Genomic DNA, 26,701 nt, shown 5'->3' with positions numbered 1-26,701 from the left:
GCGCGCGCTGCCTCCGCATCGAAGACCGAGGTCGCATCATGAGTACTGCTCCGGACGCCCGCAAGGCCAGCAAGCTCGGCAGCGTGGGCACGAGTTTCTGGCTGGGCCTGCTGGCGTTGTCGCTGGTCGTGTTCGGCGCCAACACCGGCGTGGCCACCTGGCAGGGCAACCGCCTGGCCGGCGCCAGCACCGGCGCGGCCGACCTGCAGGTGCTGTCGCAACAGCTGGCCAACCAGGCCCGCGACGCGGTGTCCGGCAACGCCGAGACCTTCAAGCAGTTCAAGCAGACCAAGGCGAAGGTGGAGAGCACCGTCGCCGAGCTCAACGCCCGCTACGCCAACGAAGCCGGCGTGTCCGGGCCGCTGCAGACCCTCAACGGCACCTGGGCGCCGCTGGCCAAGAACGCGCAGCAGGTGGTGGACAGCGAACCGGCGGTGCTGGCGCTGGCCGGCAACGCCGACCGCTTCGTCGGCGGCGTGCCGCAGCTGCAGGCGCAGTTGAACGAGGTGGTGCGCGCGATGACGGTCGGCGGCGCGCCCGCCGCGCAGATCTACAACACCCTGCAGCAGGTGGTGGTGGCCGGCACCATGGCCCGCCGCGTCACCGAAATGCGCGCCGGCGGCCGCGGTGCGGCCAGCGCCGGCGACGCGCTGGCGCGCGACGCGGTGGTGTTCGGGCAGATGCTCGAGGGCCTGCGTAACGGCAACGAGGAACTGGGCATCGCCCCGGTGCGCAACGCTGCCGCATTGGCCGCGCTGGAGCAGTCGCAGGCGCAGTGGGCGGAAATGAAGAAGGACCTGGACGCGCTGCAGGCCAGCTCGCGCAGCCTGTTCGCCGCACAGTCCGCCGCCGCGGCGCTGACCGCCGGCTCGGGCAAGATGCTCGAGGACAGCAAGAAGCTGTTCGACGCCTTCTCCGCGTTCGGCTCCACCCGCGACACCCGCCTGTTCCCGAACTTCTGGCTGGGCGTGATCTCCGGCCTGCTGGCGCTGCTGTCGATCGTCGGCTTCGTCTGGACCACGGTGCGCAGCCGCAGCCGCGAGCAGGAAATCCGCCTGCAGACCCAGGTCGAATACAACAGCCGCAACCAGCAGGCGATCATGCGCCTGCTCGACGAAATCAGCTCGCTCGGCGAAGGCGACCTGACGGTCAAGGCCTCGGTCACCGAGGACATGACCGGCGCCATCGCCGACGCGATCAACTACGCCGTCGACGAGCTGCGCCACCTGGTGACCACCATCAACGACACCTCGGCCAAGGTCGCCGTGTCCACCGAGGAAACCCAGGCCACCGCGCGCCAACTGGCCGAGGCGGCGGGGCACCAGGCCGAGCAGATCGGCTCGGCCTCCGTGCGCATCAACGAAATCGCCGCCAGCATCGAGCAGGTGTCGCGCAACTCCACCGAATCGGCGGAAGTGGCGCAGCGCTCGGTGGTGATCGCGGCCGAGGGCGCTGGCGTGGTCCGCGAGACCATCCAGGGCATGGACCAGATCCGCGACCAGATCCAGGAGACCTCCAAGCGCATCAAGCGCCTGGGCGAGTCGACCCAGGAAATCGGCTCGATCGTGGAACTGATCAACGACATTTCCGAGCAGACCAACATCCTGGCGCTCAACGCCGCGGTGCAGGCCGCCTCGGCCGGCGAGGCCGGCCGCGGTTTCGCGCTGGTCGCCGACGAAGTGCAGCGCCTGGCCGAACGCACCTCCGGCGCCACCCGCCGCATCGAAGGCCTGGTGCAGACCATTCAGGCCGATACCAACGAAGCGGTCAGCTCGATGGAGCAGACCACCTCCGAAGTGGTGTCAGGCGCGCGCCTGGCCGAGGACGCCGGCACCGCGCTGACCGAGATCGAACGCGTGTCCAACGCGCTCAACACCCTCATCAAGAACATCTCCATCGCCGCGCACCAGCAGTCGGCGGCGGCGATCGACATCACCCAGACGATGGACGTGATCCGGCAGATCACCGGACAGACCTCGCAAGGCGCGGGACAGACCGCCGAATCGATCGGCCGCCTGGCGCAACTGGCGGCGGACCTGCGGCGCTCGGTCGCCGACTTCAAGCTGCCGGCGTAAGCGGGCCGGAACCGGGTGGAAGGAAGCGCACATGACGTACCGTGAACAACTCCCGCATCCCGTCGCCGCGCTCGCGCGGCACGGCGCGTGCCCGGCCGTGGAGACGCGGCGATGAGCGCGCTGCGCGATGCGATGAGCCATGCCGCGCTGGGCTGGGTCAAGCCGGAACTGGACGAGACCCTGCGCCAGGTGCGCGGCGAGATCGAGGCCTTCGTCGAGGAACCGGCCGACACCGGCCGCATGCGTTTCTGCGCCGGCTACCTGCACCAGGTGCAGGGCACCTTGCGCATGGTCGAGCTGTACGCGCCGGCGATGGTCGCCGAGGAACTGGAACTGCTGGCGATCGCGGTGCAGAACGGCCAGGCGGCCGACCGCGACGAGGCCTGCGCCACGCTGATGCGCGGTACCGTGCTGCTGCCGGATTACCTGGAGCGCCTGCAGGACGGCCACCGCGACATTCCGATCGTATTGCTGCCCTTGCTCAACGAGATCCGCGCCGCGCGCGGCGAAGCCGGCCTCAGCGAGGGCGCGCTGTTCGCGCTGGCGCCTGACGCTGCCGCCGCCACCGAGGCCGAGCTGGACCATGCGCGCGGCAGTCTCGCCGGGCGCAACCGCGAGCTGCTCGACACCGTCGGCACCGCGATCAAGGAAGAACTGCTGCGGGTCAAGGACGCGCTGGACCTGCATCTGCGGACCGGCGGCGACGTCGCGGCGCTGCAGACCCAGGTCGACGAGCTGGGCAGCGTCGCCGATACCCTGGGCGTGATGGGCCTGGGCGTGGCGCGCAGCGTTGTGGTGCAGCAGCGCGACGCGCTGCGCAGCATCGTCGACGGCGCCCGCGCGGCCGACGAAGGCCTGCTGCTGGATATCGCCGGTGCGCTGCTGTACGTGGACGCCTCGCTCGATGACCAGGTCGCCTATCTCGGCGCCGGCGGCGACGTGCACGACGACGCCAGCGCCGCCGAGGCGCGGCGCACGGTGGAAGTGCTGGCGCACGAGGCCATCGCCAATTTCGGCAGCGCCCGCGAGCATTTCGTCGCCTTCATCGAGACCAACTGGGACCATGTGCGCCTGGACGAGGTACCGCGCCTGCTTGGCGAGGTCGCCGGTGCCCTGCGCATGCTGGAACTGCCGCAGCCGGCCGACTACCTGGAAGGCGTGCGCCGCTACGTCGCCACCGAGCTGATCGGCAAGCGCCGCGTGCCCAGCGGCCGCCAGCTCGACACCCTGGCCGACGCGATGGCCAGCCTCGAGTACTACCTGGAAGCGCTGCGCGAGCGCCGCCCCGGGCGCGAGGAGATCCTCGACATCACCCGCAGCAGCCTGGAAGCGCTGCGCTACTGGCCGTTGCCCGACACCGCGCCGGCCGCGCCGGGCGTGTTGCCGAGCGGAAGCGAGGCGACCGAATCGGTTGCGCCGCTGCCGCCGGTGGCCGCTGATCGCGTCGACGCGTCGGCGCCCCCGTCCATCGCCGCGCCGGCCGTGCCGGCCTGGGATCTGGCGCCGGCCGAGGACACGCTCGAGACCACGCCGCGCACGCATGACGCCGCGCCGTCCGCACCGCAGGCGCCGCAGTGGAGCCTGGCGACGGACGAATCCGACACCGCGGCCGAACACGCCTCCGCGCCCGCCGGCGAAGGCGCTGCGCGCGACGAGCAGGAGCCCACGGCACCGTCGCAGGCACTCAGCTTCGATCCGGTCGCGGCCGAACAGGACAACTGGACCGGCACCACCGAACCGCTGCACATCAGCCTCGATTCCCTGGAGCTGGAGCAGGATGCACTGCGGTCGCAGACGCCATCCACGCTCGCCCAGGAAGACGAGGCCGCAGCCGCTTCCGCGGCGTCCGCCTCCGATGTCGCCGGTTTCGATCCGGTGGCCGCCGAGTATCCGGAGCAGGCGCAGACCGATGTGCCGGCTGCGTTCGCTGGCCTGGACGAACACGACGATCCCAACCTGATCATCGTCGACACGCCTGCTGCTGCAGAAGACGCCGACCCATCCACGCCGCCGCTGGTCATCGAACTGGAAGACGCGTCGGCGTTCGCCGACGTGCCTGGCGCGTCCGCCGACGAGGTGCACACGCTCGACTGGCACGCCACCCCGGTCGCGCAGGACGAGCAGGCCGCGTCCGCGCTGTCGCCGAATGCGGCCGCGCTGGCCGACGCTGGCGCTCACATCGCCCACGGCGAACGCCTCGACGCGGCAGGGGAAGCCGAGCCAGCAGACGCCGGTGCCGACGCCGAAGACGCCGCGCACGCGATCCCGACGGAGGCCGCGGAGGCCACCGACGCCGCACGTGAGACCGATTCGCACGCGCCCATGGATGGCTCGGCGCAGACCGATGCCGGCCTTGCCGCCATCGACGAGGCGGAGCACGCCGATGCCGTGGCCGATGCGCCATCGGCGCCGGAGCATGCCGCGCTGGAATCCGAGGAGCATGCAACGCCCGAGCCAGTACGGGAACACGCTGCACCGGTGTCGGACGCCGAAGCCGCGTTCCTGGCCGACCTGGAGGCTGCTGCCGCGCAGTTCGACGTGACCGCGGCCGCCCACAGCGGCGAGCCTGTGGCCGCAGCATCCGCCAGCGCGGAGGCGAGCGCTGCGCCTGCCGCCGCTGCGCCTGCCGCCGAGACCGGCTTCATCGACGGCGATGGCGAGATCGACGAAGAGATCCGCGCGGTGTTCCTCGAGGAATTCGACGAGGAACTGGTCAATCTCGGCACGCTGCTGCCGGCCTGGCGCGCCGCGCCTGGCCACCTGGAAAGCCTGCGGCCGATCCGCCGCGTGTTCCACACCCTGAAGGGCAGCGGCCGCCTGGTCGGCGCGCGCGTGCTCGGCGAGTTCAGCTGGAAGATCGAGAGCATGCTCAACCGCGTGCTCGATGGCTCGCGCCCCGCCAGCCCGGCGGTGGTGGCGATGGTCGAGCAGGCCTACGCGGTGCTGCCGCAACTCAATGCCGCGCTGCGCGGCGACGGTGCGGTGCAGGCCGACCTGGACGCGATCCAGGCGGTGGCCGAACGTATCGCCGCCGGCGAGGAGGCGTTCTATTTCGCCACCCCGCAGGCGACCGTCGCGCCGCGCGCGGGCACACCGGCGTCGGTGGACAGCGTGCTGCGCGAGATCCTCGAAGCCGAGGTCGCCACCCATCTGGAGACCGTGCACGCCTGGCTGCAGGACGCACCGCAGCCGGCGACCGAAGCGCTGCTGCGCGCAGTGCACACCATGAGCGGCGCGTTCGCGATGACCGACGTGCCGGAGATCACCGCGGTCACCGGGCCGGCCGAGAGCTACGTCAAGCGCGCGCTGGCCGCCGGCAGCGTGCCGAGCGCCGAGGGCGTGCGTGCGCTCGAGGACGCGGCACGCGCCATCGCCGCCACCATTGCGGAACTGCAGGCGCCGTCGCCGGTGATTCCGCCGTTCACCGACCTGGCGCAGCGCCTGCGCGCGCTGGTGGAGACCTTGCCGGAAGTGCAGTGGCCGCCCATCGCGCACGACGAGGACGACGAAGACCTGTCCGCGTCGGCACCGGCCGAGGCTGGCCTGGATACGCAGGCCGTGCAGGCGATGGAACTCACCGCCGCCGACGACCTGTCGGCATTCCTGGGCGATGCCGCGCACCTGCATGAGACGTTGCCGACAGATGACGTTGCCGGGCAGTCCGACGCGGTCGACGCCGACCAGCATCGCATCGACGTCCACGCGGACGCTGCGTACGCTCCGTCCTCGGACGGAGCGGCGGCGTCCACGCCGACAGACAGCGACGCCACCACCGACGCGGATGCGGCCACGCTGGCGTCGGCGAGCGAGGATGAGTCGCTTGCTGTTGAGCAGACGGCCGTACAGGACCATGCGCAGCGCCATGACGCAGCAGCGGAAGACGAGGCGGCGGCACCGCATGACGAACACGACGCCGACGAACAGGCGGCCCTGGCGCAGGACGGCCAGCTCGACGAGCTGACGGTCGAGGCGCCGCTGAGCGCCGAGCAGATGTTGGACCCGGCTCCGGAAGCGTTGGATCCGGCGGCGGCGCAGGACGCGGCGGTCGATGCGGTCATCGCCGATGCTGCGTCCGATACGCCGATGAACGCGCAGGAACTGCAGGCGCCGGAGCATGCTGGCGAGTCGCAGGGCGCCGAGGCTCACGCAATCGAAGCGCAGGACGGGGCGGCCCAGGATGCGTCCGTGCATGCGACGGAGTCGCAGGTGCCGGATCATTCGGCAGCCGACCGCGACGCCGACGCCGACGCGACCGAAGCGCAGGCAACGGATCAGTCGGCAGCGGACCACGATGTCGAAGCCCATGCGCCCGACGCGCAGGCGAACGACAGCCAGGACGCGTCCGCACACGGCCAGGATGCGCAGGCATCGGATCAGGATGCCGCGCACGGCGACGCCGATGCGTCGACCGACGACACCGCTGAAGCGCACGAGCAGCAGCTCAACGAGGACGCCCCTGCGATCGGCCTGCGCCAGCACCCGTTGGCGCCGTCGAGCGGCTGGCGCCACGACGGCGTGGCCTCGGCCAACGACGATACCGAGGCCGCCGCCGAGCACAGCGACGTTGCGCTGGATGCCGCTTCGCCTCTGCACGAGGGGACGGGCGAGGGCGGTGCGAATCCCCCCGCCACCGACACCGTGGGCGAGCACGCCGACACCGACGCGGACGCAGAACCCGTCGAGCCGACCAGCGATGCAGGCGAGAGCGCGCTGCAGGATGTCGCCGCCGAAGCGGACGATGCCGCGCACAAGTCGCCGTCCGATGCCGATGAAACGACGGACGCGCATCATGCGGCGTTCGACGAAGCGCCCGACGCGCCGCGGAGCGACGCCGGTCACGACGACACGACCGCGGCGACCGAGACGGACGCGACGGCATCGGCCGACGAAGCGCACGAAGAAGCCGATCAGCACGCGCCGGCGGCAGCCGCACCCGCGCAGCCCGACGTCGACGCCGCGCATGCCGCGGCCGATGCCGCGCGCACCGATCTGTCGGCCGTCGATCTGGGGCCGCTGGACTTCGCCGACCTCGATCGCGAGCTGGTCGATATCTTCGTCGACGAAGGCAAGGACCTGCTCGACCACTGCGATCGCCTGATCGCCGAGCTGCGCGCCGCGCCGCAGGACCGCGACGTGCTCGGCGGCCTGCAGCGCGACCTGCATACGCTCAAGGGCGGTGCGCGCATGGCCGGCATCAACGCCATCGGCGACCTCGGCCATGGCATCGAGTCCTTGCTGGAAGCGGTCGCCGCCCATCGCACCGAGCTCGATCGCCAGGACGTGCAGTTGCTGGAGCGCGGCTTCGATCGCCTGCACCAGTTGTTGACCCTGACCGGCAACCACCGTGCGGTGGCGATGCCGCAGGACCTGATCGGCGCGTTCGACGCGCGCACGCACGGGCAACGGTTCGCCGCCGCCGGCGATGCCGCGACCGCCGCTACGGTGCCGGTCGCGGTGGCAGATGACGCGCTGGCTGCCGCGGCACTGGCCGCCGTGGCGGCGCCGCTGTCGGCACCGCTGCCGGTGGAGGGCACGCCCGACGAAGAGTCGACGATCGCGCGGCCGATGCAGGAACAGGTGCGCGTGCGCGCCGACCTGCTCGATCGCCTGGTCAACCACGCCGGCGAAGTGGCGATCTACCGCTCGCGGCTGGAGCAGCAGTTGGGCGCGTTCCGCGGCGCGATGGCCGAACTGGACCGCACCAACGCACGTCTGCGCGACCAGCTGCGGCGCCTGGATCTGGAAACCGAGGCGCAGATCGTCGCCCGCTACCAGCGCGAACAGGACCAGGCCGAGCAGAGCTTCGACCCGCTGGAACTGGACCGCTTCTCCACGCTGCAACAGCTCAGCCGCGCGCTCAACGAGTCCGCGGCCGACCTCGGCGGCCTGCAGGGCGTGCTCGACGACCTGGCGCGGCAGTACGACGGTCTGCTGCAGCAGCAGTCGCGCGTCAGTTCGGAGTTGCAGGACGGGCTGATGCGCGCGCGCATGGTGCCGTTCGACGGCCTGGTGCCACGGCTGCGGCGCGTGGTGCGCCAGGCCGCCAGCGAAACCGGCAAGCAGGTGCATCTGAGCCTGGAAGGCACCCACGGCGAACTCGACCGCAACGTGCTCGACCGCATGGTCGCGCCGCTGGAGCACATGCTGCGCAACTCGGTCGCGCATGGCCTGGAGGCGCCGGAACAGCGGCGTGCCGCGGGCAAGGCGGAGGAGGGCAACATCGCCATCCGCCTGCGCCGCGAAGGCTCGGAAATCGTGCTGGAAGTGGCCGACGATGGCGCCGGGCTCGACCGCGAGGCGATCCGTCGCCGCGCCGAGCAGCGCGGCCTGATCGCCGCCGACGCGGTGTTGTCCGACGACGAACTGGATGCGCTGATCTTCGCGCCCGGGTTCAGTACCTACGACCAGGTCAGCCAGCTGGCCGGCCGCGGCGTGGGCATGGATGTGGTGCGCAACGAAGTGCGCCAGCTCGGCGGCTCGGTGGACATCCACTCCGTGCGCGGCCAGGGCGTCACCTTCACCCTGCGCCTGCCGCAGACCCTGGCGGTCACCCAGGCGGTGTTCGTGCAGATCGGCGAGACCACCTTCGCGGTGCCGGTGGCATCGGTCAGCGGCATCGGCCGCATCGGCCGCGAGCGCTTCGAGGCCGGCACCGGCGGCTACCGCTACAGCGGCGAGGAATACGCGCTGCACGACCTCGGCTCGCTGGTCGGGCAGGCGCCGGCACGGGCCGAAGGTCAGGCGCAGGTGCCGCTGCTGCTGGTGCGCGCGGGCGATCTGCGCGCGGCAGTGGCGATCGACCAGGTGCTCGGCAACCGCGAAATCGTGGTCAAGCCGGTCGGCCTGCAGATCGCCTCGGTGCCCGGCATCTACGGCGCCACCATCACCGGCGACGGCCGCGTGGTGGTGATCCTCGACATCGCTCCGCTGGTGCGTCGCTTCCTGGCGCAGCCGTTGCGGCCGGTGGTGGAGGCCGCGCCGACCGAACAGCGCCGCGTGCCGCTGGTGATGGTGGTCGACGACTCGCTGACCATGCGCAAGGTCACCGGCCGCGTGCTGGAACGGCACAACTTCGACGTGGTGTCCGCGCGCGATGGCGTCGAGGCGCTGGAGCGCCTGGAAGAGCGCGTGCCCGACCTGATGCTGCTGGACATCGAGATGCCGCGCATGGACGGCTACGAACTGGCGACGGCGATGCGCGCCGATCCGCGTTATGCCGCCGTGCCGATCGTGATGATCACCTCGCGCAGCGGCGAAAAGCACCGCCAGCGCGCCTTCGAACTGGGCGTGCAGCGCTACCTCGGCAAGCCTTACCAAGAGTTGGATCTGATGCGCAACGTCTACGACCTGCTGGGGATCGCCCGTGTTCGCGAATGACGGCGACGCCACCTCCACGCCGGTCGCGTTGCTGGCACGTCCCGGCAAGGCGCGCGAGCGCCTGCGCGAAGCGCTGCACCTGGTCGGCGCGGCGATCGTGCTGGAAGACGACCCGGGCGCGATCGACGCGCAGACCCTGGCCGATGCTGCCCCCAGCGCGGTGCTGATCGCGCTGGAACCGGCGATCGAGGACGCACTGGAGCGGCTGGATGCGGCGCTGGCGCTGCCCGGCGTCACTGTGATCTTCGACGAGGCCGAGCTGGCCGCGCGCCGCGAGGGTTGGGAAGCGCAGCGCTGGGCGCGGCATCTGGCGGCCAAGCTGCAAGGCCATCAGGACGTGCTGCCGCCCGGCCGCGAGACCGAGACCGGTCTGCAGCCGGAGCCGGGCCTGCCGGCGACACCGGCGCAGTTGCACGAGGACGCGCCGATCGGCCTGCATGTCGACGAAGCCGCCGGCTTCGCCGCGGCCGTGCCGGAAGACGGCGTCTATACCTGGCAGCCGCCTGCCGACGTCGCGCCGGGTTTCGAGGAACTGCAGTTCGCGCGTGCCGAGGCTGCTGCAAGCGAAGCGCCTGCGGCGCCGGCCGCACCGCAGGCCGATGCCACACCGGCTGCGCCCACAGCCGCACCCGCGGCGCTGCCGGCCAGTGCCTGGTCGCTGGTCGACGACGACGCGCCCTTGCTTGCCGCTGCGCCACGCGCGTCGCAACACGTCCCGCAGTTCTCCACCGAAGGCCTGTCGCTGGTCGCGCTGGAGTCGGAAGAGCCCGCGTCCACGAGCGGTGCCGGTGCAGGCACCGCCGCGCGCGGTGCGGTGCTGGTGATGGCCGGCATTGGCGGCCCCGACGCGATCCGCCGCCTGCTCGCCGCACTGCCGGAGAGCTTCCCGCTACCGCTGCTGGTGCAGTTGCGCCTGGACGGCGGCCGCTACGGCAACCTGGTCAAGCAGATCGCCCGCGTGTCCGCGCTGCCGGTGCTGCTGGCCGAGGCCGGCGAGCCGGTCGCCCCCGGCAACGTCTACATCCTGCCCGACGACGTCGGCGTGCAGGGCACCGCCGGCTTGCGCTTCGTCGCCCAGGACGCCGGCGCCTCCGTGGTCGCCGGCCTGCCGGCCGCGCACAGCGCGGTGCTGCTGCTCAGCGGCAGCGATCCGCAGCAAGTGGATGCGGTGCTGGCGCTGGCCGCGCAGGGCGCCTGGGTGGCCGGACAATCCGGCGACGGCTGCTACGACCCCGCCGCCGGCGCGCAACTGATCCTGCAGGGCCATCCTGGCGGCGATCCGGCGCAACTGGCCCAGGCCTTGACCGCGCGGTGGAGCGGCTGAGCGCGGTAACCCACGCCATTTCCCGCTGAGTTTCATCGCGCGTTTTTTCCGGTTTCAGGACGAAGTCAATCCATGAGCAGCTACGCCAGCAACGACGAAATCCGCGGTGTCCTCATCCTGGCCGGCAGCGAGCGCGTGCTGCTGCCCAACGCCACCATCGCCGAAGTGATGTCGCGCGTGCCGGTCGAACCGCTGCCCGACGCCCCGCACTGGCTGCTCGGCCAGATCGCCTGGTACGGCTGGAAAGTGCCGCTGGTCTCCTTCGCCCGCCTGACCGGCCTGGGCGCCGAGATCGTGGCCGCCAACAACAAGATCGTCGTGCTCAAGGCCCTGGGCGGCAACCCCGACCTGCCCTACGTGGCACTGCTCACCCAATCCTTCCCGCAGCTGATCTCCGTCCCCCGCGACGGCCTGCTCGCCGACGCCTCCGAAGAAACCCTCCCGCCCGGCGTGCACATGCGTGTGCTGCTGGGCGAGCAGAGCGCGTTGCTGCCGGATCTGGAGGCGATCGAGGGGATGGTGGTGGAGCGGTTTGCGGCGGCAATGTGATGTCTGGCGATTAACTTAAAGCGGCTATGAGAAGGAGTTTGTATGCCGAATTTTTCGTTGAAGTTTTTTGTCGTTTTCATGGTGGTTGCTTGCGCGTTCATCTGCGGCAATGCGAAAGCCGTTCAGTCCAGCCAATATTGCTTTGAGAGTACATGCTTCGCATCTCTCCAGGAGGCTGAGGCCGAAATGCGTTCTCATTTTGGTTATGGGGCGCAGCTGATACGTTCCAGGACGGAGGTTGATGCACAAAGTGCATCGCCGTCTATAGATTTCGTGTATGTGGCGCCAGATCAGCCCCCTGTTCGTTTCAATGCTCCAAGCTATTCAATTGGTGGGTGGGCGTATGAAACTGTTCCAGGGTTTTGTAAGCAGACATCTGATCCAAACATGCCTTCTCGCTGCGCTGATGAGTCTGAAATAATTCAGAGCATGATGGCTTATTATCAGCGTACTTATCCTGATTGCAGTTTTACCAATGTCCACGTTGAAGGGATTTATGGTGATCCCTTTGTGTCCAGTCGTGCCTATGGAAAGGCTGGATATTTGGATTTTATGACCCCCGAAGATAGGTGGCTTAAGTACGACATTTGGTGTCCTGCATGGGGTCAGGATTATCCTGATCATGGGCAGTTTGAGTTGGTCAAAATGCAGACGTATGAGTGTCCTGCTAGTTTTTCGCCGATCTGGGGATACAATCCAGCTTATAACAACACAGGAAATCCTGATTATATCGTAATTTGGCCTTATCTCTGTACGGCTGGGAAGCCTGAGCATCGAATTTCAAAGCGCACCATCGGCGGGCCAAGCCAGACACCATCATGTCCAGCAAATGAAAATCCTTGCTTCCCTGCGACGGGTGACAAGATGCGTACTGAGCCAGACTTGTGGTTTGCAGGTAAACCCTTTTCTCGGTACTACCATTCGTTGCAGGAAATTCAGCAGGTCGATTCGGTGGGGAGCGGGTGGGGGCACACCTTCTTGGAAAGAGCTGGTGGATCAGCTCGTCCTTATATTACTACCGAGGATGGATTTTTTAGGTTCTTCAAGCAAATCAGTGGTCAGACTTATCGCGGAGAGCAGAATGCTGATGACCTCTTGGTGATTCTGGATGATGGCTCATACTTGTTAACAAAAGCAAATGGCGAAAAGCGCTCATATGCTGTCGATGGCAAGTTGCTGAATATTGTTGCTGCCAATGGGGCGTTATACAACGTCGCGCTGACTTATCAGCGCGGACAACTCGTGCTTGCTACCGATGGTCTTGGGCGGACATTGAAGTTCACTTATACGGATGGGCTGCTTAGTCGCGTCACTCAGAGTGGCGGAGACTATGTCGACTATCAATACGATGGCGAGAGAAATCTCGTTTCCGCTGCACGCGTGGACGGTTCTTCGCGCTCTTATTTTTACAATGAGGCTGGGTTGGGTCCTTCTGATGTCCGTCACTTGCTGACAGGCATTGCCGATGACGGCGAGCGTTATGCGACGTTTACCTACGACAGTCGTGGATTCGTTGCAAGTAGTGCGCTACATGCGGCTGGCGCAAAGGTTGCAGAAACCAAGGTCAGCTATGTAGGAAGCGAAGATGCGCTTATCACCACTCCGCTGGGTGACTCTCTTTCTTACAAGCTTTCGAATGGTGCATATAAGCAGGTGACTGGCATCTCAAGCAGTGCTGGCACAAAGACCAGTGGCTTCGATCAATTCGGTAGGCTTATTTCTTCAGTAGATAGGCGTGGCGTTGCATCAAGTTATGATTATTCTGACTGGGTGGTGACCTCGACCACAGCTATTCAGACGCCACAAGAGCGCTCTGCTAAGGTGACACGGGACAATCAGAATCATGTGGTGATCGAAGAGATTGCTACCCCGCAGGGCACAGCGTCGCTCAGAAAGTTTGCCTACAACGCGCTCGGCTTGCGTGCTTATGAATGCCGATATACACCTGAAGGCAGTTCCGCTCTTGCCTATCAGTGCGGATCTCAAGGTTCCGCACCATCGGGAGTTCGACAAGTCGGCTTTGAGTATTGTACAGACGCAGATGCTGCGGATTCTCCAGATGTCTGTCCATTTGCTGGCTTGATCAAAAGGGTAGATGGCCCGGCTGTCGGTGTCTCTGACGTTTCTACCTACACCTACTACCCCACCGACGACAGCACCTGCGCCACGTCCGCGGCGACCTGCCCGCACCGCAAGGGCGACCTGTGGAAGGTGACCAACGCGCTCGGCCAGGTCACCGAGTACCTGGCTTACGACGGCGCCGGCCGCGTGCTGTCGGTGAAGGACGCCAACGGCGTGGTCACCGACTACACGTATCACCCACGCGGCTGGCTGACCGCCAGCAAGGTGCGTGGGTCAGACGACAGCAGTGAGAGCGACGACCGCATTACTGCGATCGACTATTGGCCGACCGGGCTGGTCAAGCAGGTGACGCAGCCCGATGGCGCGTTCACCCGCTTCACCTACGATGCGGCGCATCGGTTGACCGATATCGCCGATAGCGCCGGCAATACCATCCACTACACCCTGGACAACGCCGGCAACCGATTCAAGGAAGACACCAAGGACGCCTCGGGCACGCTCAAGCGCACGCTCTCGCGGGTATACAACCAGCTCGGCCAATTGGCGACGCAGGCCACCGCGCAGGGCGATCCGACCGACTTCGGCTACGATTCCAACGGCAACACCAAGACCGTCACCGACGCGCTCGGGCATGCCACCCAGAACGACTACGACCCGCTCAACCGCCTGGCGCGGACCCTGCAGGACGTGGGCGGCATCGCCGCCGAGACCAAGTTCGGCTACGACGCGCTGGACAACCTGACCAAGGTCACCGACCCCAAGGGCCTGGACACTACTTATGCCTACAACGGCCTGGGCGACCTGACCAAGCTCACCAGCCCGGACACCGGCAGCACCACGTACACCTACGACAGCGCCGGCAACCGCGCCACCCAGACCGACGCGCGCAACATCAAGACCAGCTACGGCTACGACGCGCTGAACCGCCTGACCCAGGTCACCTATCCGACCACCAGCCTCAACGTCAGCTACACCTACGACGTCAGTCAGACGACCTGCGCCAGCGGCGAGACCTACGGCATCGGCCGCCTGACACGGATGCAGGACGGCAGCGGCAGCACCGACTATTGCTATGACCGCTTCGGCGATCTGGTGCGCAAGGTGCAGACCACCAACGGCAAGGTGTTCGTGGTCCGCTACGCGTACACCAAGGCCGGGCAGTTGAGCCGCCTGACCTACCCGGATGGGGCGGTGGTGGACTACGTGCGCAACGCCCAGGGCCAGACGACCGAGGTCGGCGTGACCCCACCTGGCGGCACCCGCCAGGTGCTGCTGAATCAAGCCACCTACTATCCGTTCGGCCCGGTCGCCGGCTGGACCTACGGCAACGGCCGTCCGATGCAGCGCGTGCTGGATCAGGACTATCGCCCGTTGGCGGTCAACGACACCCGCAGCGACGGCCTGGCGGTGGGCTTTGCCTTCGACCCGGTCGGCAATCTCAGCGCGCTGACCGCACCGGGCAACACCGCGCCGGTCATCAAACTGGACTACGACCCGCTGGGCCGGCTGACCGCGTTCAAGGACGGCCCTACCGATACGGTGATCGACGGCTATACCTACGACGCCACCGGCAACCGCCTCAGCGCCAAGGTCAACACCACCACGCAGACCTACACCTATCCGACCACCAGCCACCGCCTCAGCAGCGTGGCCGGTACCGCACGCAGCTACGACGCGGCCGGCAACACCACCGCGATCGGCGGCACCGCCGTGCAGTATGTATACGGCGCCAATGGCCGGCTGACACAGGTCAAGCGCAGTGGCACCACCGTGGCGAACTATGCCTACAACGGCCGCGGCGAGCAGGTGCGGCGGGTGGGCAAGACCAACGTCTACACGCTGTACGACGAGAGCGGCCACTGGCTGGGCGACTACGACAACAACGGCGCCGTCGTACAGCAGGCGATCTGGCTGGACGACCTGCCGGTGGGCGTGCTGGCCAAGACCACGCTGCGTTATGTGCAGCCCGATCACCTGGGTACGCCGCGCGCGGTGATCGACCCGGTCCGTGATGTCGCAATCTGGCGTTGGGACCTGAAGGGCGAAGCGTTCGGCACCACCGCGCCGGATCAGGATCCGGACAAGGACGGCACGGTCTTCGTGTTCGATATGCGGTTCCCGGGCCAGCGCTACGACGCGCTGAGCGGGCTCAATCAGAACTACTTCCGCGACTACGAGCCGGGTACTGGGCGGTATGTGCAGAGTGATCCGATTGGATTGCAAGGTGGGATGGCAAGTTATGTGTATATAGATAATGCCCCAACTAATAATATTGATCCGTTTGGTCTTTATGGGTGCAAAGTTTACTTCTCTACGCCTCTGTGGCAGTTGAGTTACTGTTCTGTGCCGGTGTGGGAGCCTCGGCCCGGTGTAACTCATCCTGAGAAAGATGAAGTTATGGATGCTCGTAAATGCCCAAGCGAAGGTGGAGATTGCGAAACCCTGGCTCTCAGTATTGAGATATTATTGCGTGACATGAGGTTCAGGCGATGGGATATGCAGCGATATGCTCTGAGGCCGGGTGAACGATTAGATCCGGGGCACGTAACCTTTTATAATAAAGTAAAGGCTGATTTAATTAGGTTGGTTATTGCTGCTAAAGCTCGTGGTTGTCCCTACAATCCAGATGCTGACAAGGAAATTAATCTGGGGCCTAATCATCCTACGTCGCGGTATTAGAATGAATATTATCATTGGGTGTGATTTTAAGTTTTCGTTAGATTTTTTAAATAGCTCTTTTTTTGCGATACACGCAATTTCTATTCGTTCTGGTGAGGTTATTGAAGTCTATGAGGCCACTGTTGCAGATGATTTTAGTGCTGCGAGCGCCGTTCATGCGATTGAGGAATATAAGTTGGATGTTCAAAACGGAGAAGAAATTGAGGATTTTTTCTTTGTGCTTGTCAAGCAGTTAGAGCAGTACAAAAATAACATTTACGGATTCAATTTAAAATCTAAATTCTTTTCTGAAAACAGTGAATTGCTGATTTTTTTTGAATGGTATATTCGGAGATTTGCCATTGAGCTTATGATTTTCTTTTCCGGAATTAAGCCTCTGCATTGCGATCGGTTGGTTGAAGGTTTTTCTCAAAGCATTTCTGTTGCCGATGAAAATTATTCTGAATCTATTGAGTTAAGGAAATTCTTTAATGACTGGGCGGAAATTAAAAATTCGCTAAATTTTATTAATTAATTTATGGATTTTCTATAATTCATAGCTTCATCTGTGCTGAGTCGGATTTTTCGATCATGTTCGCTTGCTGCGAGCTGCGCGCGCTCCTCCAACGCCGTGCCATACCGCACGCTGCTAATGCTTCACTTTTTTGAAAATATCGCCTCCAATGCGCGCAGCCGACGGCTCGGGTAGGGCTAACGAATGCATACGTCGAAGGTCTGGCACTGTTGCCTTAACGTTGCTCGCCTATCGCTAAAAGTTTTACCCAAAAAAGCGCAGGAGGAATATTTTTCTTAACTAAGGAGTGGTCAGTGCCATGATGCGAATTGAATTTCGAGACGACTTCAAAGGCGATGATGTATTGATGCTGATGGGCGCGATGCAGGATATGCGGGCGCTGAGTACAGGGCTGTCTGCATGGAGCACATGCCCAAGCGAAGTGCTTTTGTCCTCGATGCTGCCTGCATGCGAGGGTGTAGAAATTACGTTGCAGCCACACGGCTCGCCGCATGCCAAAATGGCGAGCGATTCGCTTCCTGGCGCCCTATGGCGCATCGGCGAGGATGCTGCCCGTCACCTTTCCGACCTCATCGGCCAACTCTCCCGGCATCCAGGGCCAGCGCATCTCTATCTTGATTTTGAGGGCTATACGCGGACCATCATCATTTCGATGGATGAGTACTGATTATACGGCGTTTTTGAGGTGTAGCGCCGATGTGACATTGCAGGGCGGCTATGGGAACACGCCGATGAACTTGATAATAGGCCTAGCGTGCTTTTGCGCGCTACTGTAGGAGCGTGTGAACAAAAAAAGCGCTTTCTGACGCAAGCAGGTATTCAATCCCTTCGTACCCTGCCGCATGATGTAAGGCTACGCACGCTCCATTTCGCTCATCTCCCAACGCCGGAGCCTCCCATGCCGCAACGCCGCCACTTCCTGAAAACCGCCGCCTTCGGCGCCCTGGCCGCCGGGTTGGGCGGTGTGCTTCCTGGCGCACGTGCCGCCGTGGCCAAGGCGCAAGCCAAGGCCGGCGTCGGCCCCTTGCCGCGCGGCGCAGCACGGGTGATCTCGACTTGGGACTTCGGTGTCGCCGCCAACCAGGCGGCATGGCAGGTGCTGTCGCGCGGTGGCGCGGCGCTGGATGCGGTGGAGGCCGGGGTGCGGGTGCCGGAGGCGGATCCGGACAATCACACGGTGGGGCTGGGCGGGTATCCCGACCGGGATGGGCGGGTCACGCTGGATGCCTGCATCATGGATCACACCGGCGGCTGCGGGTCGGTCGCGGCGCTGGAGGACATCGTGCATGCGATCTCGGTGGCGCGGCGGGTGATGGAGAAGACGCCGCATGTGATGCTGGTCGGCGACGGCGCGCTGCAGTTCGCGCTGGCGCAGGGCTTCGAACGGACCAAGTTGCTGACGCCCGAATCGGAACAGGCGTGGAAGGAGTGGCTGAAGACCTCCCACTACGCACCCGAGGCCAATATCGAGAACCGTGCCTATCGCCGCGGCACGCTGCCCGGCGGCAAGGACAACCACGACACGATCGGCATGCTGGCGCTGGATGCGCACGGCAATCTGTCGGGGGCCTGCACCACCAGCGGCATGGCCTGGAAGATGCACGGCCGGGTCGGCGACAGCCCGATCATCGGTGCCGGGCTGTACGTGGACAACGAGGTGGGCGGGGCGACCTCCACCGGCGTCGGCGAAGAGGTGATCCGCAACGTCGGCAGTTTCGCGGTGGTGGAGATGATGCGGCAGGGCAAGAGTCCGGCCGAGGCCTGCCGCGAGGTGGTGATGCGCATCGTGCGGCGCAAGCCGCAGCTCACCCGCGATCTGCAGGTGGGGTTCCTGGCGATGAACAAGCGCGGCGAGGTCGGTGCGTTCGCGATCCAGCCCGGTTTCAGTTATGCGGTCTGCGATGCGCAGAAACAGGATCTGCTGCTGCCGGGGCAGAGCCACTTCGCGGCGCCGGCGGCATGAGCGGGAGCGTGCCGATGGGCTTGGAAGTGGCCGCCGATGCGATCGGCTCGGCGCTGGCCGCGCAGGAGGGCGGGGCGACGCGGGTGGAACTGTGCGGCGGCCTGGATGGCGGTGGGCTGACGCCGTCGTTCGGCACGCTGGCGGCGGTGCGCGATCGGTTGCAGATTCCGCTGTACGTGCTGATCCGTCCACGTGTCGGCGATTTCGTGTTCGACGCGGCGGAAGTGGAGGCGATGCGCCGTGACGTGGAGCAGTGCGTGCGCCTGGGATGCGACGGCGTGGTGCTCGGCGCGCTGACCGCGGACGGCGAGGTGGACACGGCGACGATGCGCGAGCTGATCGCCGCGGCCGGTTCGCTCGGCGTCACCTTCCATCGCGCCTTCGATGTCAGTGCCGATCCGCGGCGCGCGTTGGAAGACGTGATCGCGCTGGGCTGCGAGCGCGTGCTGACCTCCGGTGCGCGCGAGACGGCGGAAGAGGGCGCGGAACTGATCGCCGCGCTGGTGCAGCAGGCCGGTACGCGGTTGAGCGTGATGCCGGGGTCTGGGGTGACCGAGGCCAACCTGGCGCAGTTGCGTGCACGCACCGGCGCACGCGAGTTCCATGGCTCAGCGCGTGGGCCGCTGGCGTCGCGGGCGCTGGCGCCGCATCCGCATGTGCGCAGTCTGGGTGGCGACCGCATGCAGACCGATGTGGCGCGGGTGCGGCGGATGGTGGCCATACTGGCGGAGTAGGGCGTCGCCAATGCGGGTGGTGTCGGTGGAGATTGGGGCGCAGTGCCGCGGCGCGGTGACGGGATTCGCGCGTCGCGGCTGAAGCCGCTCCCACATGAGACTGCGGGGCGGCTGTCGGGCCGCGTGCTTCAGCGGTTGCGTTGTTGGGCGCCGATGGGTCGCGGCTGAAGCCGCTCCTACGAGGGGCGGCGGTTGGGGGAGGCTGCACCGCACAGACCACCGCTGATGGGTGACGCGCGGCGCGCGCTACCGCAGCGCGGTCAGCGTGACGCGCCCGCTGCGAGCGTGCCGGTCAACCGCTTCGGATCCAGCACCACATGCTTGATGCGCGTGCGCTTCCAGGTGTAGCTGATGTGCACCTGGCCGTCGCGGGTCTGGATCACCGCGGGATAGGAAAACTCGTCCTTGGGGCTGTCTTCCAGGGTCAGCACGCGGGTCCAGTGCAGGCCGTCGTTGGACAGGGCGACGGCGAGCACGCCGCGGCCGTCCCACCAGTCCTTGCCGGCTTCGGTCGGGTTGTAGACCAGCAGCGAGCGGCCGTCGGCCAGCACCACGGCGTCGGTGCCGGAATTCGGGTTGGCCAGGTCGAGCAGGGTCATCGGCTCCCAGGTGCGGCCCTGGTCGCGCGACCAGGTGCTGAACACGTGGTTCTGCTGGCTGCGGCCCACCGCCTGCAGGCGTCCGTCCTGGTGCAGCAGCACGCTGGGCTGGATCGCGCCGATCCTGGCCGGGTCGTTCATCGCCGGGCCGCGGGTCCAGTGTGCGCCGTTGTCGTCGGACCATTCCATGCGCGCCACCCAGCCGGTGTCCTCGCTGCTGCTGGGGCTGAGGATGCGGCCGCCCGGCAACTGCACCGGCTTGTTCTTGATCGGGCCGAGGATGCCGTCGGGCAGGCGCTCGGGCGTGGACCAGTGCTGGCCGCCGTCGCTGGACGTGGTCTGCATGCCCCACCAGCGCTTCGGATCGGGGCCCACCTTGTAGAACAGCCGCAGCGGCCCTTGCGCGGGCTGGAACAGTACCGGGTTCCAGGTCGGCAACGGCTTGCCCTGTGCCTGCGCGCCATCGGCCACGCGCTGTGCCGGTTGCCAGCCGTGCGTGTCGCGGCGCGCCACCCAGATGGCGACATCGTCGGCGCCTTCGTGGCGGCCGCCGAACCAGGCCGCGAGCAGGCCGTCGCGGGTTTCCACCAGAGTCGAGGCATGGCACTGCGCGGTCGGCGCCTGCGCGTTGACGAATTCGCTGTAGACGATGGGCGAGGGCGGCACCGGCGGCGGGGCGACGGCGGCCGGGCCGGCGATGGCGCGCACCGCGAACAGCGACAGCAGGGGAAACAGCGAAGGCGACATCATGTGGTACGGTCCTGGCCCGCAAACGGGGATACCTATTTATCATCAATTAAATACCATATGCTGACACCACCGGCAGCGCCGCCTGCCCGACCGACGATTGCGAGGATCCGCCATGCCGAACCGCCCGCTCTCTCCGCTCCGCTGGTTGGCCGCGCTCGGCCTGACCGCCCTGGCCGCGCCGCCGCTGCTCGCCGAGAACTTCGCCGAGGTCAAACCCTCGCCGCAGCAAGTGGCCTGGCAGGACCTGGAATTCGGCGTGATCGTGCATTTCGGCACCAACACCTTCCTGGACCGCGAATGGGGCGACGGCACCGCCAGTCCCAAGGTCTTTGCACCGGACCAGGTGGACCCGGCGCAGTGGGCCCGCGCCTCCAAGGCGGCCGGCGCCAAGTACCTGATCCTGGTCGCCAAGCACCATGACGGCTTCGCGCTGTGGCCCACCGAGGAAAGCGCCTACTCGGTGAAGAACAGCCCGTGGCTCGGCGGCAAGGGCGACCTGGTGAAGATGACCAGCGAGGCCGTGCGCAAGGAAGGCATGGGCTTCGGCATCTACCTGTCGCCTTGGGACCGCCACGAGCCCAAGTACGCCGACCCCAAGGCCTACGACAAGTTCTACGCTGCACAACTGGTGGACCTGGCCTCGCACTACGGCCCGCTCACCGAGTGGTGGCTGGACGGTGCCGGCAGCGCCGGCCATGTGTACAACTTCGACAAGTACATGGAAGAGTTGCGCACCTACCAGTCCAACGCGATGGTCTTCGCCGACACCGCGCTGTTCGAATACGGCGACGTGCGCTGGGTCGGCAACGAGGCCGGCGTGATCGAAGGCGAGAACTGGAATGCTATCGACCGCCACGGCTACCTGCGCTGGCGCCCGGTCGAGGTGGACACGCCGCTGCACAAGCTGCAGTGGTTCTGGCATCCGAACAGCGACCAGACGCTGAAGAGCGTCGACGAGCTGGTGCAGATCTGGGAAGACAGCGTTGGCCGTGGCGGCCAGCTGGTGCTGGGCATCGCCCCGGACAAGCGTGGCCTGCTGCCCGAGGCCGACGTCAAGCGGCTGGAGGAAATGGGCCAGGCGCTGCAGGCGCGCTACGGCGCCGACCGCAACCTGGTACGCGGCCGGCTCAAGAGCGACGACAGCATCGCCGCGGCGGTGGACGGCGACCGCGACACCTTCTGGAGCGCGCCGGACGGCTCGCATCACGCCACCCTGGAACTGCAGTTCAAGCAGCCGGTGACCTTCGACACCGCGTTGTCGATGGAATGGCTCAACGACGGCCAACTGGTGCAGAAGTACGCAGTGGAAGTGTTCCGCGACGGCGCCTGGGTCAAGGTGGCGCAGGCGCAGGCGATCGGCCACATGAAGATCGACCACTTTCCCGCGGTCACCGCTTCGCGCGTGCGCCTGAACATCCTGTCCAGCGTCGACGCCGCGCACATCCGCGAGTTCCAGTTGTTCAACGTGGGTGCTGCTGCCGCGCGCTGATCCCTGCCTGCGGCGTGCAACCGAAGCCGTGCCCGGCGATGCCGGGCGCGGCTTTTTTCATTGGCGCGATGCGCCGCATTTGCGGCGAGCGCGTCGTCGTGCATGCACGGCGGTTCCGGACGGACGGTGGTTCCAGACGCGGCGACGAAGCGTCACTCCCCTCTCCCCCCAGGAGAGGGGTCGGGGGTGAGGGTGCGGCGGCACGTAATCCTGAGGCACGAGCGCAGCCGCTCCACGCAATGCATAAGCGCCAGTCGATGGCGCAAGCATCCAGCGCTGTACGCTGCAACGCCATGCCCGCGTACCGCCGGTCGCCGTGACCCACGCGTCCCTGCGATCGATGTCGCCGTGCCATCCCGTGCGAGGAGAACGCGATGCTGCCGAATGCAAACGACGAGACGGCGCCGTGGCAATGCGCCACGGCTGCGCGGTGCTGCGGCGGGGCAGCACCCCAGCACTGCATAGCGCTCGTAGGAGCGGCTTCAGCCGCGACAGGCAATCCCGGTAATGCCTGTCGCGGCTGAAGCCGCTCCTACGGCTGTGATGTCTGCATGTCCCCGCGCTGCAAGGTGCACGAAAGAACCCGACAGGCGCCTGAAAACGACTTGCATAAATTGCCGATCTGGAGGCATGCACCGCGTGCGCATGCCGCGTTTCTGTGGTTCGTCGCCAGCTGCGACCATCGGCTGCAGCTCGCGCTCGTCCGAATGCAGCAGCGCCTGCGTGTAGCCTGGTGCGACGCAGGCGCCACGTCGCGCTCGCCTGATCCGGAAGCCACCGAGTGACACGCGTCTTTCCGACGATCGCCTGCACTGCGCAACATCGCCCGATGGTGTGGCATCGCATGCTATCGCCGGCGCAGCTGCAGCGGGGCGGCCCTCGAAGCGGCCTTGGCGAGAAGAGGGCACACACGCTGGATCGCGTGCGCAGCTGCATGCGGCGCCATCCGCATTCACGGCACCGCCGCCGCCACGTTTACACGGTCGTCGCCCTCCATCGAGCTGCGCGCCGTGTCGCGGGCGCGGCGTGGCCAGGTGGCCGGGGTGTTCCGTCATCGTGGAGCAAGGCCATGCCCGACAGCGCAGATGCATCCGGGTTCCGCCCGTTGCGGTTCGAACGGCGCAGGCGGCTGCGGCGGTGGGCGCGGCTGCGCCAGGGTCTCTGCGTCACCCTGGCCTGCCTCGCGGTGGCCCTGGCGCCGTCGTGGGATGCCCGCAGCGCGCCGCCAGCCCGGGTGCCGCCACCACCGGCACCTGTGCCACCGGCAGCGGACGCTGCGTCGGACATCCAGCAGGTGCCGCACGCGCTGCGCGACAACACGGTGCCGGAGGCGCAGGTCGAGTTGCTGCGCTGAGCCGATCGAAACACACGAACCGGGCTCGCTGTCTGTGCAGCGGGCCCGTTTTTTTGCGCGACTGACGCACACAACCGCCGCACAAGCGCTTTTGCCGTATGCGTGCGTAGACAAAGCACAGGCGCATGCCATCTGCCGCGCGGTTGTGCGTGCCTCGTCGCCGCCGTTGTCACCCAGGGAACAGCTATTGCCGCCGACCCCCACAGAGACTCGCCGCACAAGGGGATTTCGGAGCATGCGATGGAGATGGCAATGGAAAAGGCAGGCGTGACCGCCGCGCGATTCGCCGAGGCCGACGAGATGTTCACCCGCGCCTGGCGCGCCACCTTGCCGGATCTGCGGCGGCGCGCGCTGCGGCTGGCCAACGGGCGCGCGGACGCGGCCGAGGATCTGCTCTCGGATACCGCGGTGAAGGCGCTGTTGTTCATGCGCCGCTCGCCGGAGGCGATGACCGACCCGCAGGGATTTCTGTTCGTGGTGCTGCGCCACGTGTTCCTGGACCTGGTGCGGCGCCGCCGCGGCGGCGGCGAACCGCTGGACCGTCCCTCCGAGGCTAAGGAAGTGGACGCCGTGGCCGATCAAGCAATGACCGCCCTGCAACGCGCCGAACTGGAGGAGCAGATGGAGCGCGTGGTGACGGCGGTGGCGGCGCTGAGTCGGGAGCAGCGCCGCCTGTTCGCCTATCGCTTCGTCGAGGAGTTGCCGTATCCGGCCATCGCCAACCTGCTGCACATCAACCAGCCGCTGGCGCGCAAGCGTGTGGAACTGCTGCGCAAGCGGCTGCGGCTGGCGCTGGTGGCCGAATGAGCAGGCCGGCCGCCACGGTTTCACAAGCTGCCCACGGCGGCGTTTTCCCTCCACGCCGGGCCGCACAGGGCCGCGGCATCGCGGGCGCCGCGACGGGGCGCGGTACAGGCCACCCCCGTCGCGGCCCCTCCCCGGCAGGCGACCCATCAAGGAACCAGGCTCATGGCAGACAACACGCTCGTCAATTCGCAGATCACCGACGCGGTCACCCAGACCAACGTCAAGGTGGTGGCCGAGGCGCCCGCCCAGGCGATCGCTTCGCTATACCAGGTCTCCAGCCACTCCACCGGGCTGGCGCTGCAGAACGCGGTGCACAGCCAGCAGGCACTGAACCAAGTCTCCAATGCCGTGGTGTCCAAGGCAGTGGCCCTGATCATGGCGATCGGCGAGAAGTGATGCAGTGCCGTGGCCCGCGCCGCAGCGGCTGACGCGGGCACCGATCCATCCATCAGGAGAGTGGCATGTGGCCTTTCGCAAGCAAGAAGACCCCAGGATCCCCGACGGCCGCGGCGACGCCGGCCGGCACGGCATCGGCGCCTGCATCCGCCGCGGCTGCGGCGCAGACGCCTGACGTGCCTGCGACGGCACCGTCGACGGCACCGGTGACCACGGATGCATCGCCATCGTCAGCGGCCGGTGACCCCGCGGCTGCGGCACCGGCTGCGGCGAGTTCCGCGTCGGCAACGGCGCCGGCGCGCAGCGAAGCCGGCGAGGGCGACAGCGCGCCCGCCGCTGCAGCAGGCGCAGCGGCGCCCCGCGCCGCCGCGTCCGCCGCCGACGCCGCGCCAGCGACAGGTGGCGATGGCGCAGGCGCTTCGCCACCGTCGGCACCGCCCGCCGCGCCGGTGTCGCCACCGCCACCGCCACCGCTACCGCCGTCCATGCTGAAGACGCTCAACACGCACATGCTCGCGCAGGCCTCGGCGGCGCGGCCGGCCAGCGACGCGCTCAACAGCAAGATCGTGCAGGCAGTGCAGCTCAGCAACGCCGAGACCATGGCCTATGCGCCGTCGCAGATCGTGGTCGGCTCGAACATGCTGATCAGTCAGGCCTCGGGCCTGATCGCGCAATCGGCGGCGGTGTACTTCGACGGCGTCAGCAAGATGGCGCTGGCCAGCCAGGGCGTGCTGCTCAAGCAGATGACCGAGAACCTGGCCGAGAACAAGCTGGAGCAAGCCGCCGAGGATGCGCTGGGCGTGCTGGCCACCGACGTGCTGGTCGGTGCCGCCGCGGCGGTCGCGGCCGCCGCCGGCGCGCTTGAGGCCGAATCGGCCGGCTTCGCCATCGACAAGATCGACCAGAGCATCGCCAAGTACGCGGACCTGATGCGCGGCCGCAAGGCCGCGTCCACGTAGGCCGTTCGCACCACCGGTTTCACCACAATCACAGGGGGAGCACCATGCAAGACAACCAGGCATCCGATTTCGCCACACTGCGCCAGTTCGCCGAGAGCTGGTTGCGTCGCCCACTACTTTCTCTCGAGGAAGAGCAACTGCGGCGCTTCGCGTCGGAAACGGCCCCACCGCCGGCAGTCCCTACCGCCGAAACGGCAGGCGCCTCGCCGTCGTTGATCGATGCCGAGCGCGAGCGTGTGAAAGGCTTGATCCAGCAGATGCAGCAGACGATGCAGAACAGCCGGGGGGCGCTGAACGGCGCCACCGCAGCCAGCGAAGCGGCTGTGCTGAAGGCGATCGAGTCCGCCAACGCGCTCGATCAACTGCGGCCGGGCCAGTTGCGGCCACCGCAGAGCGGCGAGGGCGGCAGCAACCACATGGTGATGTCGCAGATCGCCGATCGCCTGGCCAATCTCGTGCAGGCCGAAGTGCGCGCGTGCTTCGAGCGCGAGTTCGGCAGCCTGGCGCAGCAGATGCAGGCGGTGGTCGAGGCGGCGCGCGCGCAGGGACTCATCGCGGATGCGCCGGCGGCGGAGCCGGGAGCGCCAACGCCGCCTCCCGCTGCCTGAGCCGTTCCGCCGCACGGCAGCGCCTTCGCGTGTCCGCGCGAAGTTGCGCCGCCGTGCGTGTGTCGTTGCACGCGCAGGCGTGCCCGGCACCGCATCGCGGTCGTGGCGTGCGGTCAAGTGCGTGGTGCGTTCGGTACGCGCATGGCGTGCTTGCGGCGCGCGCCAAGGGCTTGCGTCGTGCCGATGCAGCGCGAGTGGCTGCGTGCCATCAGCGAGACAGTCTGGCGCCACGTCGTGGACAGGAGCGCGTTCGCTTGCAGTGCTGGTGGATCGCATTGCATGGCGGCGGATGTCGCGAGAGAACACACCCCACGGCAGTAGCAACACGCATCGGCCGACGTCGCGGCGCATCGTGGCCGATGTTCCCTCGTCGCGCGCACAGCGCGGCGAGGCTGGCGAGACAAACGCCGCACATGGTTTCACAGGTTCTGCACTGTCCCGT

The 26,701-nt window shown here is 66.8% G+C and carries 17 protein-coding genes; 15 read left to right on the top strand and 2 right to left on the bottom strand.

Annotated elements, in window-relative coordinates:
• Positions 1–38: 38 nt before the first annotated feature.
• From PIQ37_RS03735 to PIQ37_RS03695, 9 genes are all read left to right on the top strand, one after another.
• Positions 39–2,075, top strand: coding sequence for a methyl-accepting chemotaxis protein (locus tag PIQ37_RS03735; protein ID WP_150411104.1), 2,037 nt, complete (start codon positions 39–41; stop codon positions 2,073–2,075).
• Positions 2,076–2,186: 111 nt separating this feature from the next.
• The gene (locus tag PIQ37_RS03730) at positions 2,187–9,452 is read left to right on the top strand and encodes an Hpt domain-containing protein (RefSeq protein ID WP_342072385.1); all 7,266 of its coding nucleotides are present in this window, start codon (positions 2,187–2,189) and stop codon (positions 9,450–9,452) included.
• Positions 9,439–10,776 carry a chemotaxis protein CheB gene (locus PIQ37_RS03725; protein WP_342072384.1) on the top strand — a complete coding sequence of 446 codons (1,338 nt, stop codon included), beginning with the start codon at positions 9,439–9,441 and terminating at the stop codon, positions 10,774–10,776. Before PIQ37_RS03730 ends, PIQ37_RS03725 begins: the two co-directional genes overlap by 14 nt.
• Positions 10,777–10,848: 72 nt before the next feature.
• On the top strand, positions 10,849–11,325 hold the full coding sequence (locus PIQ37_RS03720; RefSeq protein ID WP_342072383.1) for a chemotaxis protein CheW: 477 nt from the start codon (positions 10,849–10,851) through the stop codon (positions 11,323–11,325).
• 42 nt (positions 11,326–11,367) lie between these two features.
• Positions 11,368–16,086 carry an RHS repeat-associated core domain-containing protein gene (locus PIQ37_RS03715; RefSeq protein ID WP_342072382.1) on the top strand — a complete coding sequence of 1,573 codons (4,719 nt, stop codon included), beginning with the start codon at positions 11,368–11,370 and terminating at the stop codon, positions 16,084–16,086.
• Position 16,087: 1 nt separating this feature from the next.
• Positions 16,088–16,600, top strand: a complete 513-nt coding sequence (locus PIQ37_RS03710) for a hypothetical protein (protein WP_342072381.1) — start codon at positions 16,088–16,090, stop codon at positions 16,598–16,600.
• A gap of 298 nt (positions 16,601–16,898) precedes the next feature.
• On the top strand, positions 16,899–17,267 hold the full coding sequence (locus PIQ37_RS03705; RefSeq protein WP_342072380.1) for a hypothetical protein: 369 nt from the start codon (positions 16,899–16,901) through the stop codon (positions 17,265–17,267).
• Positions 17,268–17,498: 231 nt separating this feature from the next.
• A complete protein-coding gene (locus tag PIQ37_RS03700; RefSeq protein ID WP_342072379.1) occupies positions 17,499–18,563 on the top strand; it encodes a N(4)-(beta-N-acetylglucosaminyl)-L-asparaginase in 1,065 nt (354 codons plus the stop codon).
• 14 nt (positions 18,564–18,577) lie between these two features.
• On the top strand, positions 18,578–19,297 hold the full coding sequence (locus PIQ37_RS03695) for a copper homeostasis protein CutC (RefSeq protein WP_342072430.1): 720 nt from the start codon (positions 18,578–18,580) through the stop codon (positions 19,295–19,297).
• 260 nt (positions 19,298–19,557) lie between these two features.
• On the opposite strand, the gene PIQ37_RS03690 is transcribed toward PIQ37_RS03695, so the two are convergent.
• The gene (locus PIQ37_RS03690; protein WP_342072378.1) at positions 19,558–20,646 is read right to left on the bottom strand and encodes a sialidase family protein; all 1,089 of its coding nucleotides are present in this window, start codon (positions 20,644–20,646) and stop codon (positions 19,558–19,560) included.
• 112 nt (positions 20,647–20,758) lie between these two features.
• Here PIQ37_RS03690 and PIQ37_RS03685 point away from each other — a divergent pair, with 112 nt between their 5' ends.
• The 4 genes from PIQ37_RS03685 (at position 20,759) to PIQ37_RS03670 (ending at position 24,692) form a co-directional block, all read left to right on the top strand.
• Entirely contained in the window at positions 20,759–22,135 is a 1,377-nt protein-coding gene (locus tag PIQ37_RS03685) for an alpha-L-fucosidase (protein WP_342072377.1), read from the top strand.
• 1,069 nt (positions 22,136–23,204) lie between these two features.
• Complete coding sequence (locus tag PIQ37_RS03680; protein ID WP_342072376.1) at positions 23,205–23,489, top strand: hypothetical protein; 285 nt, start codon at positions 23,205–23,207, stop codon at positions 23,487–23,489.
• 252 nt (positions 23,490–23,741) lie between these two features.
• Complete coding sequence (locus PIQ37_RS03675) at positions 23,742–24,296, top strand: sigma-70 family RNA polymerase sigma factor (RefSeq protein WP_152237184.1); 555 nt, start codon at positions 23,742–23,744, stop codon at positions 24,294–24,296.
• Between the two features lie 162 nt (positions 24,297–24,458).
• Entirely contained in the window at positions 24,459–24,692 is a 234-nt protein-coding gene (locus PIQ37_RS03670) for a RebB family R body protein (protein ID WP_010343225.1), read from the top strand.
• Positions 24,693–24,744: 52 nt separating this feature from the next.
• Here PIQ37_RS03670 and PIQ37_RS03665 read toward each other — a convergent pair whose 3' ends face one another.
• On the bottom strand, positions 24,745–25,194 hold the full coding sequence (locus tag PIQ37_RS03665) for a hypothetical protein (RefSeq protein WP_342072375.1): 450 nt from the start codon (positions 25,192–25,194) through the stop codon (positions 24,745–24,747).
• Between PIQ37_RS03665 and PIQ37_RS03660 the strand changes: the two genes are divergently transcribed.
• Together PIQ37_RS03660 and PIQ37_RS03655 are read left to right on the top strand one after the other, a co-directional pair.
• Entirely contained in the window at positions 25,178–25,651 is a 474-nt protein-coding gene (locus PIQ37_RS03660) for a hypothetical protein (RefSeq protein WP_342072374.1), read from the top strand. The genes PIQ37_RS03665 and PIQ37_RS03660 overlap by 17 nt on opposite strands.
• 44 nt (positions 25,652–25,695) lie before the next feature.
• Positions 25,696–26,259, top strand: a complete 564-nt coding sequence (locus PIQ37_RS03655) for a hypothetical protein (RefSeq protein ID WP_342072373.1) — start codon at positions 25,696–25,698, stop codon at positions 26,257–26,259.
• Positions 26,260–26,701 lie beyond the last annotated feature (442 nt).

Origin of the sequence: Xanthomonas protegens, from assembly GCF_038442435.1 — a bacterium.
Taxonomy (GTDB): Bacteria; Pseudomonadota; Gammaproteobacteria; order Xanthomonadales; family Xanthomonadaceae; genus Xanthomonas_A; species Xanthomonas_A sontii.
This window is presented reverse-complemented; position numbering and strand designations above follow the sequence as displayed.